Genomic DNA, 12,846 nt, shown 5'->3' on the forward strand with positions numbered 1-12,846 from the left:
CCTTTTCATCCATTCACTAGGTGTGCAATGAGGTTAATTTGCAACAGCCTGTAAAGCGAATGGTTCACCGGCGGTTGTTTTCTCATTCGCAACCGCTTCAAATGCTGCAAGTACAGCTTCTTCTTTCGTAAGACCTGAATTTTCCATTTTTTCAATCGTGCTGATCATTAGTTTGTAGTTTCTAGGTATCACTTTAATAAATCTTCCGACATACTCTTCCCAATGATCTAATATATGCCGGGCCTTTGGACTTTCTGTATATTGGAAATGCTTCGAAATCATGTCATATACAGTGCGGATTTCTTCTTCATCTTCAAGAGATTCAAATAACACTAATTCCTTATTGGCTGTTCGTTTGAATTTCTCCTGATCATCCGCCAATACGTAAGCAATGCCTCCGGACATACCAGCTGCAAAGTTTTTGCCGACAGATCCGAGAATGACAACACGTCCTCCGGTCATATATTCACAACCGTGATCGCCGACACCTTCAACAACAGCATTCACACCGCTGTTTCTGACACAAAATCTTTCGCCGGCTCGCCCTTGAATATATGCTTCACCGCTCGTTGCACCGTAGAACGCCACATTTCCAATAATGACATTGTCACTTGATGCAAAAGATGCTTCTTTCGGGTGACGGACAATTACTTTTCCGCCGGATAAGCCTTTTCCAATGTAATCATTGGCGTCGCCAGTAAGCGTCATCGTCATTCCTTTCGGTACAAACGCAGCAAAGCTTTGACCTGCTGAGCCGTAGAAATGAAGATTGATCGTATCTTCCGGCAGCCCCTCTTCGCCATATTGTTTTGCAATTTCGCTGCCTGTAATGGTTCCAACGACGCGGTTCACATTTTTAATGTTCAAATGGAGTTCAACTTTTTCTTTCCGTTTAATTGCCTCTTCAACTTTCGGCAATACTTCGTTCACGTCTAATGACTGGTCGATTTTATGGTTTTGCGGACGTGCAAATGTTCGCGGACCCTCCACTTGATAAAGCAAGCGGGATAGGTCAAGATGCTTTGCCTTCCAATGTTTTTTTGCACGGTCGCTAACCTTCAATACATCTAATCTTCCAACCATTTCATCAATAGTTCGGAATCCGAGGCTTGCCATGATTTCGCGAACTTCCTGCGCGATGAAATACATGAAATTAACAACATGCTCTGGCTTGCCCATAAATTTTTCACGAAGTTCAGGATTTTGCGTTGCCACTCCGACTGGACATGTATCAAGATGACATACACGCATCATGACACATCCTAGAACGACTAGAGGAGCGGTTGCAAAACCAAATTCTTCTGCCCCGAACAATGCCGCCATCACAACATCACGGCCTGTCATCAGCTTGCCGTCTGTTTCAAGAACGACTCGGTCACGCAATCCGTTGAGCATAAGCGTTTGATGTGTTTCACTAAGGCCGAGCTCCCACGGAAGTCCGGCATGCTTAATGCTCGTCTTTGGAGATGCCCCGGTACCGCCGTCATAGCCGCTGATTGTAATAACGTCCGCTGCACCTTTCGCAACTCCAGCAGCAATCGTTCCTACTCCAGCTTTTGAAACAAGCTTGACGCTGATTCGGGCATCTCTATTCGCGTTTTTCAAATCATGAATAAGCTGCGCCAAGTCTTCAATTGAATAAATGTCATGGTGCGGAGGCGGTGAAATCAATTCCACACCCGGTGTAGAGCCGCGAACTTTTCCGATCCAAGGATACACCTTTTTGCTTGGCAGCTGTCCGCCCTCACCTGGCTTTGCTCCTTGAGCCATTTTAATTTGCAGCTCGTCAGCATTGACTAAATAATGGATTTTCACGCCGAAGCGGCCGGAAGCTACTTGTTTTATGGCGCTTCGCTTCAAATCTCCATTTTCATCTGGAACATAGCGGTTCGGATCTTCTCCACCTTCACCGCTGTTGCTTTTTCCACCGATGCGGTTCATCGCAACCGCCAATGCTTCATGCGCTTCCTTGCTTAAGGAACCGAAGGACATTGCTCCTGTTTTAAAGCGGCGTACGATCGATTCCACCGGCTCAACTTCTTCAATAGGAATCGGTTTTCTAGATTCATTGAATTCAAACAAGTTGCGCAAAAACGTCACTTGCTCTTCATTGGCCATCTTCGAGTATTCTTTAAATAACTTATAATCGTTTTTCCGGCATGCCCATTGCAGCGTATGGATCGTTTTCGGATTAAATGCATGGTGTTCTCCGTTTCTTCTCCATTGAAATTCGCTGCCTGGATCGAGCGTTTCATCTCGATAAGTTGTTTTAAATCCTTGAGCATGACGCATTTTCGCTTCTTTTTCAATTTCTTTTAATCCGATTCCTCCAATTTGCGAGGCTGTTCCAGTGAAGTATTCCTCGATAACTTCTTCTCCAATGCCGACCGCTTCAAAAATTTGGGCTCCGCGGTAGCTTTGAATCGTAGAAATTCCCATTTTTGACATGACTTTGACGACCCCGTCTGTCACCGCTTTTTTAAATCTTTTTACTGCTTCTTTATATGAATATGGAATCGTTCCCTTTTGAACAGCATTTCGCACTGTTTCTAAAGCTAAATAAGGATTGACCGCATCTACACCATATCCTATTAGAGCCGCAAAATGGTGCACTTCTCTCGCTTCTCCGCATTCAACAATAATGCTTGCTTTCGTGCGGGTTCCTTTTTTCACCATATATTGATGCAGAGCGCTTCCGGCAAGCAGTGCTGGAATTGCTGCATATTCTTCATTTACTCCGCGATCTGATAAAACTAGAAGTGTAGCGCCGTTTTCCACCGCTTCATCAGCAGCTTGAAAGAGCTGATCCAATGCATTTTTCAAATCATCTTTAAACAAAGCCGGCAAAGTGACGCATTTAAATTCAGGATACGGATTATTTTTCAAAGCAGCGAGTTCTTCATTCGAAAGAATTGGAGATTCTAAGCGAATGCGTCGTGCTGCTGATGGATCAGGATCGAGAATATTTCCTTCTTTTCCTAACAGTGTCATCGTAGAAGTGACGATCGATTCACGAATCGCATCAATCGGAGGATTCGTTACTTGGGCAAACAATTGTTTAAAATAATTAAACAAGCTTTGCGGGCGATCTGACAGCACTGCAAGAGGAGTATCATTTCCCATTGCGCCGATCGGATCTTTTCCATCGATCACCATTGCTGCAATTGTTTTTTCAACATCTTCATACGTATAACCAAACGCTTTTTGGAGTTTGGTTAGATCGTCAACCTTTTCAACATCTTCAGGGACATTGATGTCGAAAATAGAAATCATCTGATCATTGATCCACTGGCGATATGGTTTTTCTTTGGCGATTTCTTCTTTGATTTCCTGATCAGAAATGATTCTTCCTTCTTCCAAGTCAATCAACAGCATTTTTCCTGGACTCAGCCGGTCTTTATAAAGCACATTTTCCGGTTCAACATCAATCACACCGACTTCTGATGAGAAAATAATGTAATCATCTTTCGTCACATAGTAGCGGGCTGGTCTAAGTCCATTGCGGTCCAAAATAGCTCCGATCTGCTTTCCGTCTGTAAACGAGATGGCCGTTGGACCGTCCCACGGCTCCATAAAACAGCTGTGAAACTCATAAAATGCTTTCTTATCATCATCCATTTCATCATCCCAAAACCACGGTTCAGGAATAAGCATCATCGCCGCGTGCGCCAGCTTTTTCCCTGCCAGCACAAAAAATTCAAAAGCGTTGTCTAAAATGGATGAATCGCTTCCGTTCATATCTAAAATAGGTGTGATTTTTGTCAAATCATCCCCGAAAACGTCTGAAACAAACAGCTTTTCCCTTGCAGCCATCCAATTCACATTGCCGCGCAATGTGTTGATCTCGCCATTATGGATTAAATATCTGTTTGGATGCGCTCTTTCCCAGCTTGGGAACGTATTGGTGCTGAATCGGGAGTGGACTAGAGCAAAAGCTGATTGAAATCTCTCGTCCTGCAAGTCTACATAAAATTCATCTAATTGTTCAGGCGTCAAGAGACCTTTATAAACAATTGTCCGGCTTGATAAACTTGCAAAATAAAATTCATTATTTTGAACAAGACGTTCTGCTTGTTTCCGAATAACATACAGCTTTCTCTCAAAAGTAAGCTCGTCTTGAATATCATCGCTCGCCCCAATAAATACTTGTCTGATGAAAGGTTTGCTCTCTTTTGCAAGCCAACCGATCTTTTCAGAATTTACCGGCACAGTTCTCCAACCTAATAATATTTGTCCTTCTTTTTCAATGATTTTATTGATTTCTGTTTCATAATGTATCCGATCATGTTCACGACTCGGCAAAAAGACCATTCCGACTCCATATCGTCCTTTTTCTGGAAGGTTCATTCGTCCGCAAGCAACTTTAAAATAATTGTGCGGAATTTGAACCATAATGCCTGCACCGTCTCCAGTTTTCGGATCGCTTCCTTGTCCGCCGCGGTGCTCCAATTGACAAAGCATGTGAAGGCCTTTTTTGACAATATCATGAGAAGGTTTCCCCTTCAGATGAGCATATAAACCGATCCCACATGCATCATGTTCAAATTCAGGACGATAGAGACCTTGTGCCTTTGGTAATCCTATCTGTTTCATCTCTTCTCCCCCATTCTCATGCCGATAAGTCTGTATGTATAATTGTAGTTTTCAAAAATAATATTAACAATATATAATTTAGATAATAATAATCTCATTTTGATATAAATTGCTTGGGGGTGAGTCAAATGGAACTGAGACAGCTTATATATTTTTGGGAGGTTGCGAAGCGGGAGCATGTTTCAGAAGCTGCTGAAGCCCTTCATGTCGCACAGTCGGCTATCAGCAGGCAAATAGCAAATTTAGAGGCGGAGCTCGGAGTGGAGCTTTTTGAAAGGGAAGGAAGGAATGTTAAGCTTACTCCAATTGGACGTCATTTTTTGCCCCATGTCGAGACGGCTTTAAAAGCGATCGAACACGCCAAACAGCAAATTGAAGAATTTTTGGATCCGGAAAGAGGAACAGTTAAAATCGGCTTTCCGACGAGCTTGGCAAGCCATACAATGCCGACTGTTATTTCCGCTTTTAAAGCAAAACACCCGAACGTTTCCTTTCATTTGCGACAAGGTTCTTATAAATATTTAATTGAAGCCGTCAAAAAAAGAGAAATCGATTTAGCTTTTCTCGGTCCTATTCCGACGGATGACAACGATGTGAAAGGGGATATTTTATTTACGGAATCCTTTGCAGCCCTTTTGCCGCACAATCATCCGCTTGCGCACAAAAAAAGCTTAGTGCTGACTGAATTGCGTAATGAACCGTTTGTGACGTTTCCAGAAGGTTATATTCTGCATAAAATCGTGCATGAAGCGTGTCAACAGGCTGGATTTTTCCCAATTATTTCATCGGAAGGGGAAGATTTAGATGCCATCAAAGGGCTCGTATCGGCAGAAATTGGCGTAACATTGCTGCCTGAAAGCACTTTTTATGAAACAATGCCTCGTTTTACGGTAAAAATTCCGATTGAAATGCCTCGTGTAAGCAGAAATGTCGGCATTATTATATCGAAAAATTACGAGCTGGCCCCGTCCGTTAAAGTGTTTTATCAATTTGCTAAAGAGTTTTTCTCAGTACTAGAAAAATATCAATAAAAAAGATGCTCTTCCAACACGACGCTGGAAGAGCGGAACGGCTGTCAATATTATAGAAGCCGGAGGTTGTAAAAACTATCAGAGGTCTTGCAGATGTTTTGGAGCTGTCAATTCTTATTATGAAGCCTAAGGCCTGGCACATCGGATCGTTTGCTGAGTGACGAGCTTCCGGCTTCAAATTTTCAAAGCTCTATTGGTTTGCTACCTCTTTTATAATGGCGACAACTAATTCTGCTGTTTTGACAAGCTCCTCAATCGGCATTTTTTCATTTGTTGTATGAATTTCCTCATAACCAACAGCAAGATTAACAGTCGGAATGCCGAAGCCAGCGATAATATTCGCATCGCTTCCGCCCCCGCTTTTTAACAATCTGCTCTCTCTGCCGATTGTTTTGATAGCTTTTTTAGCAATTTGAACGACCTTATCTTCATCGGTAAACGTAAATCCGGGATACATTACGTTAATATCCACTTCTGCTTTTGCTCCCATTTCGGCAGCTGCTGTTTCAAAAGCTTCCTTCATTTTTTGTACTTGCTGCTCCAATTTTTCAGGTACAAGTGAACGCGCTTCAGCTAAAATTTCAACGCGGTCGCATACGATATTTGTTTGCGTTCCCCCTTCAAAACGGCCGATATTTGCCGTTGTTTCTTCATCGATTCGGCCTAAAGGCATATTGGCAACTGCTTTTGCTGCAACCGTAATAGCGGAAATTCCTTTTTCTGGCGCAACCCCGGCATGAGCGGTTTTTCCGTGAATCGTCGCTTTAATTTTTGCATGTGTCGGCGCCGAAACAATAATGTCTCCAACTTTTCCGTCACTGTCCAATGCATACCCGTATTGCGCGGTAATCAGTTTTGAATCGAGCGCTTTTGCCCCAATTAAACCTGATTCTTCTCCAACCGTAATGACAAACTCGATTTTCCCGTGAGGAATGTTATTTTCTTTTAATACACGCACCGCTTCCAGCATTGCGGCAAGGCCCGCTTTATCATCAGCGCCTAAAATCGTTGTTCCGTCCGTCACAATATATCCGTTTTGTATAGAAGGTTTTACCCCTTTTCCAGGCACGACCGTATCCATATGAGAGGTAAAATAAATCGTATCAACGCCTTCTTTCGTCGCCTCTAGCGTACAAATTAAATTTCCTGCTCCATGTCCTGTTTTTTCAATTGATTCGTCTTCTATTACTTGTAGTCCAAGCTCGGTAAATTTTTGCTTTAATACATTTGCTATTTCCCGTTCAAATTTTGTTTCTGAATCAATTTTCACGAGTTCTAAAAATTCATTCACTAGCCGGTTTTCCTGAACCATTTTGTCTTTCCTCCTAATTATGTATTCATGTTTAGTGTAACCGATTTTGATTCCGCTTGTGAAATCAAAAAGAAGCTGTCGATGAAGGTTGTCCCCTCTAAAAAATCGTTGTACAATGTTTTATAAATCATGTATGTGGAGGGAATCATGATGACAAGCAAAAAAATGCAAAAGTGGGTTGTTTATATTATGTTAGGTTCATTGCTGATCACCTCAATTTTAACAGGCATCACTATGTGGCTTTAAAAATTCAACATGCACTTTTTACACCACATAGGCTGTTTGGTGAAAAACAATTTCTTTCAAATCGGTGCTTCCTCCTCTCGATTGCTCGTCCTCATACTACCTTTTGTTACATATTTTCCGATAAAGTCCATGAATTCCGCACATTCATTTTCGCAAAATCAATCTCGTCCGCTGCGGACTTTTGGCATCGTTGCCGCGAATTTTTTTACAGATCCGCTGATTTATTCCATAGCTGTTCACGAATATTTTCAGATCATGCGAACCGATATGGTGAACATTCTTAGCCGATTTTTTTCAGCAGACACGGTCCATTCTTCTGTTTGTATTTTGAAAAGTGCAGCTCGTAAAGGCGTTTCTTCTAAACATATGTATGAAAAAAGCATTGACACGATCTCTCGTTTTATTGTGCTCAATGACAAGAGCTTCATCCTTTTCCTTTTTTGGCGTCGGCAAGACCTTTAAACTGGCTTTTAATAATTAACTGTAGTTGAGCAATTTTCATTACAATAATTACCATGTAAAAAGAGACAAACGGAGTACCCCTTATGCCACATGAAGCTGTTTTTTAACGACATCAATGGGAATATCTTGTTTCGCTGCATCGTAAATAAACTCCACGAGGCTATGTCCTTTCTTCTTTCGAAGGAAGTCAAGCCCGGTAGAGAAATCGCTGTTGGATTCGACCATACTGTACACATAAGCGAGTTGCACCAAGATCCAATACCGTTTCACCGCCCGACGTTGACGAACGCGGTACCCATCGAGCTTCAGCTGGTCTTTCGCTTGTCGAAAAAAGCATTCGATCGACCAACGCTGGGCATAGTAGCGCAAGATCTCTTCATCGCTTAGCTCCCGGTCGGTGCTCAAGACGCAGTGAAGATGTTCAGGTGTCATCGGCTGATCGGCTTTCCAAGCCAACAACACAACGGCATCATCGAGACCTTTCAGCGCTCCCTCGTAGCGATACACGCGATAACGCTCTTCTCCCACCGTGACGAGATGGGTGTCGTTCGGTTCGATATAGCGGGCAAACTGTTTGGCTTGGATGGCGATGCCTTTTGGATAAAGAACCCGATTCGTCTTGAGCATCGCAATGACGTGGAATCCTTTTTTCAGGCAGGCTTCCACGAGTGTTTTCGATGGGTACCAAGAATCCATCAGCACATAAACAGAACCGTGCACATCCAAAGAAGAAAGCATCTCGATGGCCCATTGACCCTTGCTTTTCCCATCCGCCTTGTCGTAGAGGCGAAACGCAAAGGGAAAGGCTTGCGTCATCGTATGAACCATGAGCCAGACGAGAGAGTGTCCCCAAATCGACTTTTTGTCCGCGTGAGAATAATGCCAATTACACCCTTCAATAGCGTGTTTCGCCTGTGACGAAGGCTTCGTTTTTCGGCAGATCGTATCATCGATCGAAACAAAAATGGGGTGATTCTTTCGCTTGGCCGTTCGTTCCACATGACGAAGCATCCACTGCTGGAGTTTGCGAAGCAAGATTTCTTCATCCCAAGGGCTTTTCGTGAAAAAATGGCTCAGTGTCGTTCGATGGTTGGGATGAAAGCTCTCATGATGCAGATCGGTCAAGGTTCCCACAAATCCTTTCGTTGTCAGCGCATCGATAATATGAACGAGATGCTTCATGACCGGCTTAGAGAAATAAAGGGCCAGCCCCAACATTGCGAAAAACTTGTCGATTCCTTGGTGATGTGGTAGTCTATTCATGAGACATGAACCTCCTTGAGAATGGTTTGGTGACACATCTATTCTAATCAAGGAATCGGGTTCATGTCTCCTTTTTTGTTCGGATGTAAATTTATGTTAGTGAATTTGCTCATCTACAGTAATTAAATATTGCTCCATTTCATATAAAAAATGATAAAGCCTTGCTCTCGTTTCAAATTCCTTTCTTGTTTTCGGAAGCGGTGCCCTTTCCATCTCTTTTTTGATGTCATCTAGCTTTTTTAAAAATTTCTTTGCTGTATTTCCGGAATGAATGTTGTCTTTTAACTCTTCAATAAACTGTGCAATAAGGTGCGCTTGTTCTACGTTTGCGGTGATCATCGTGAACGTCGGCAGCACTCGTTCAATGATTTCTAATTGTTTTTCTCTCATTTTAAAATATGCATAATATTGGTCTTCATGTCTTAGCAAACGATTTTCTACATTTCGGAGCGCCAATCCTTTCCCTTTTTCAATGAGATCGGCTGTCTCAGGAATTTCTTTTCCATCCCACGTATAGTCGCCTTCTCTTAAAAAAGCTACAATTTTTTCAAAAATAACCGCAAAGTTTTTTTCTACTTCTTTTCGATAAACATTAAGGTCATTTTCCAGGCTCGGCATATACAGATTCATTAAGAGCGCTACTCCGATCCCTGTCACAATAATCAAAAGTTCGTTTTGAACAATATCCAGCGTTATTTGACCTGCTTCATATAAGTGCAAAATAATAACAGAGCTCGTTACAATGCCTTCTGTCGTTTTAAAAAGCACCATTGTCGGTATGAAAAAAAGCAACAGAAATCCAATGACAATTGGATGGTAACCAAAAATTTCAAAAAAAAGAAAAGAAAACATCATTCCCGTTATACAAGCAAAAAACCTGGACCAAGCGCTTTTCAATGATTTCTTTTTTGTTACTTGAATACAAAGAATCGCGATGATGCCGGTGGAAACAAAATGGTTTAAATCCATCAGCTGTGCTAAAAATATCGCTAGAGGAGCACCTATCGCTGTTTTTAACGTACGATAACCGATTTTAAATTTTCTCATTACTCATCACCATCATTTTCCTATTCTCTTTTCGAAATAAAAAAGGCGCCACATCTAAAAATGGCAGCCTTTTCTTTTTATACTTCGTCACAATATTGCTCGAATGCCTCTTGTAATTTTTGGACAACAGACATCGGCTCATGTCCTTCGATTTCATGGCGTTCAATCATGGTAACGAGCTTTCCATCCTTGAGCAGCGCAAAAGATGGAGAAGACGGCGGATAACCGGTAAAATAAGATCTAGCTCGTTCCGTAGCTTCTTTATCTTGACCTGCAAATACAGTCACTAATTGATCAGGACGTTTATCATAATGAAGCGCATGATATGCAGCCGGTCTTGCGATTCCGCCTGCACAGCCGCAAACAGAATTAACCATTACTAAAGTGGTTCCTTTTTTCGTTAAAGCTTCATCCACTTCTTCCGGTGTTTTCAATTCCGTATAGCCAGCGGCGACGATTTCCTCACGCGCTTGGCGAACTATGTCGTTCATGAAGAAATTAAAATCGATGCTCATTCATTCGCACCCCTTTCCCTTTTTTCACCATTATATTGTTATCTTACAATAACAGCAATCTTTGAAGCAAATGTTAACCAATTCAATTCTGCTTAAGCATTATTTCTAATAACTCAAAGGACTAATATACGGATGTCGTTTCTTTCGAAATACCTTCTAATATTTGTTTTACTCTTTGCAAAAATCTTCCGCATACTACCCCATCTAATACTCTATGATCGAGAGAAAGGCAGAGATTCACCATATCGCGCACGGCGATCATTCCGTTTTTCATGACAACTAATCTTTTCACAATCGTTTCTACTTGCAGCAAAGCCGCTTGTGGATAGTTAATAATTCCCATTGATTGAATAGAGCCGAATGAACCTGTGTTGTTAACGGTAAATGTGCCGCCTTCCATTTCCTTCGCTTCAATCGTTCCCGTTCTAACCTTTAAAGCAAGCTCGTTAATTTCTCGAGCAATTCCTTTAATGGATTTTTCATCAGCATGTTTAATAACTGGTACATAAAGCGCATCATCTGTTGCAACAGCGATCGAAATATTAATGTCTTTCTTTTGAATAATTTTATCCCCCGCCCAAGTCGAATTCATTTGCGGATATTCTTTCAACGCTTCTGCAACGCTTTTCACAAAAAACGGGAAAAATGTTAAAGGAAAACCTTCTTTTGCTTTAAATTCTTCCTTGATCGAATTTCTTAATTCAACTAACCCAGTTACATCGACCTCAATCATCATCCAAGCATGGGGAATTTCTGTTTTGCTTCGCGCCATATTTTGAGCAATGGCTTTGCGCACCCCAGAAACAGGAATTTCAGTATCACCGGCTGTTTTAGGTGATTTATAGGATTTCGTTTCTTGGATCAAGGAGCCCTTTTTCGGTATATTACCTGCTTCAATCAGTTTCAACACATCTTTTCGGGTAATTCTTCCGAAAGCTCCCGTTCCGTTGACTTTTTCTAAATCAATATCATGTTCTTGAGCTAGCCGGAGCACTGCCGGAGAATACCTGTTTTTCATAGTCTTCTTTTCCGTTTCTTCTTTTTCAGCCGGCTGATGGTCATTAGCATAAAGACTGTCTTTTGGCTGAATGTTTTTTTCTTGTTCAACCGCCACAGCCTCCACTTCAATTCTGCAAATAACTTCGCCAACTTGGAGAGTATCTCCCTCCTCAGCTACAAGCTCTTTAATTACACCTGTATATGATGAAGGAACTTCTGCATTTACTTTATCCGTCATAACTTCTGCAATGGGATCATATTTGTTGACCTTATCGCCGATGGAGACGAGCCACTTGCTGATTGTTCCTTCTGTCACGCTTTCTCCTAATTGAGGCATTTTCATTTCTTCGATTAGCACGTTGATTCCTCCTTGAGATTAGGGTCAACTTTAAAACTCTGCCAATTCTCTCATCGCTTTTTCAATTTTTTCTGCATTCATCATAAAAAATTTTTCCATTGTCGGTGCAAATGGCATTGCAGGTACATCCGGGCCTGCAAGCCGTTTAATTGGTGCATCAAGATCAAACAAACAATGCTCTGCAATAATGGCGGATACCTCGCTCATTACACTGCCTTCTTTATTATCCTCAGTCACGAGAAGCACCTTGCCGGTTTTTGAAGCGGCCTCAATAATAGCCTCCTGATCAAGCGGATATACCGTTCTTAAATCTAAAAGGTGGACAGAAATTCCATCTTTTTCTAATCGTTCAGCTGCCTGCAGAGCAAAATGAACGCACAATCCATATGTAATAACGGTAATGTCATCCCCTTCCAGCTTGACATCCGCCTTTCCAATCGGCAAAACATAATCATCTGCCGGAACTTCCCCTTTAATGAGCCTGTATGCCCGCTTATGTTCAAAAAATAAGACAGGATCATCATCGCGTATCGCTGCTTTTAATAATCCTTTTACGTCATACGGCGTAGAAGGTATGACAATTTTCAAACCAGGCTGGTTGGCAAATACCGCCTCAACAGACTGAGAATGGTATAAAGCACCGTGCACTCCTCCGCCAAACGGCGCCCGAATCGTAATCGGACAGTTCCAGTCATTGTTGGAGCGATACCGTATTTTCGCTGCTTCTGAAATAATTTGATTGACAGCCGGCATAATAAAATCAGCAAATTGTATTTCACAAACAGGGCGCATTCCGTACATGGCCGCTCCTATTCCAACGCCAGCGATAGCAGATTCAGCAAGGGGAGCATCGATTACCCTCTCTTCTCCAAACTGTTCATATAACCCTTGAGTCGCTTTAAAAACTCCTCCTTTTTTCCCGACATCTTCTCCTAGTAGAAATACTTTTTCATCTCGCTCCATTTCCTCACGAAGTGCAGCTGTAACTGCTTCGATATATGACATAATTGGCATCTTTTT

At 42.0% G+C, this 12,846-nt stretch carries 9 protein-coding genes; 2 read left to right on the top strand and 7 right to left on the bottom strand.

Annotated elements, in window-relative coordinates:
• Positions 1-33: 33 nt before the first annotated feature.
• Positions 34-4,593: a glutamate synthase large subunit gene (gene gltB, locus NST97_RS06490; protein WP_341343051.1), complete on the bottom strand. Its 4,560-nt coding sequence runs from the start codon at positions 4,591-4,593 to the stop codon at positions 34-36.
• A gap of 128 nt (positions 4,594-4,721) precedes the next feature.
• Between gltB and NST97_RS06495 the strand changes: the two genes are divergently transcribed.
• Positions 4,722-5,624: a LysR family transcriptional regulator gene (locus NST97_RS06495; protein WP_341343052.1), complete on the top strand. Its 903-nt coding sequence runs from the start codon at positions 4,722-4,724 to the stop codon at positions 5,622-5,624.
• 190 nt (positions 5,625-5,814) lie between these two features.
• On the opposite strand, the gene NST97_RS06500 is transcribed toward NST97_RS06495, so the two are convergent.
• Entirely contained in the window at positions 5,815-6,936 is a 1,122-nt protein-coding gene (locus NST97_RS06500; RefSeq protein WP_339196787.1) for a tripeptidase T, read from the bottom strand.
• A gap of 150 nt (positions 6,937-7,086) precedes the next feature.
• Here NST97_RS06500 and prli42 point away from each other — a divergent pair, with 150 nt between their 5' ends.
• Entirely contained in the window at positions 7,087-7,182 is a 96-nt protein-coding gene (gene prli42 / locus NST97_RS06505; protein ID WP_153028099.1) for a stressosome-associated protein Prli42, read from the top strand.
• 543 nt (positions 7,183-7,725) lie between these two features.
• On the opposite strand, the gene NST97_RS06510 is transcribed toward prli42, so the two are convergent.
• The 5 genes from NST97_RS06510 to NST97_RS06530 all read right to left on the bottom strand — a co-directional run bounded on the left by NST97_RS06510 (position 7,726) and on the right by NST97_RS06530 (position 12,840).
• Positions 7,726-8,907 (bottom strand): IS701 family transposase, encoded by a 1,182-nt coding sequence (locus tag NST97_RS06510; RefSeq protein WP_063388773.1) that lies wholly within the window; start codon positions 8,905-8,907, stop codon positions 7,726-7,728.
• A 96-nt stretch (positions 8,908-9,003) separates the two neighbouring features.
• Positions 9,004-9,954 (bottom strand): aromatic acid exporter family protein, encoded by a 951-nt coding sequence (locus NST97_RS06515; RefSeq protein WP_341343053.1) that lies wholly within the window; start codon positions 9,952-9,954, stop codon positions 9,004-9,006.
• A 77-nt stretch (positions 9,955-10,031) separates the two neighbouring features.
• The gene (locus NST97_RS06520) at positions 10,032-10,469 is read right to left on the bottom strand and encodes a BrxA/BrxB family bacilliredoxin (protein WP_063388141.1); all 438 of its coding nucleotides are present in this window, start codon (positions 10,467-10,469) and stop codon (positions 10,032-10,034) included.
• A gap of 121 nt (positions 10,470-10,590) precedes the next feature.
• On the bottom strand, positions 10,591-11,826 hold the full coding sequence (locus NST97_RS06525; RefSeq protein WP_311066310.1) for a dihydrolipoamide acetyltransferase family protein: 1,236 nt from the start codon (positions 11,824-11,826) through the stop codon (positions 10,591-10,593).
• 30 nt (positions 11,827-11,856) lie between these two features.
• A complete protein-coding gene (locus NST97_RS06530) occupies positions 11,857-12,840 on the bottom strand; it encodes an alpha-ketoacid dehydrogenase subunit beta (RefSeq protein ID WP_063388139.1) in 984 nt (327 codons plus the stop codon).
• Positions 12,841-12,846 lie beyond the last annotated feature (6 nt).

This window comes from Aeribacillus sp. FSL K6-1305 (genome assembly GCF_038050115.1).
GTDB lineage: Bacteria > Bacillota > Bacilli > Bacillales > Aeribacillaceae > Aeribacillus > Aeribacillus composti.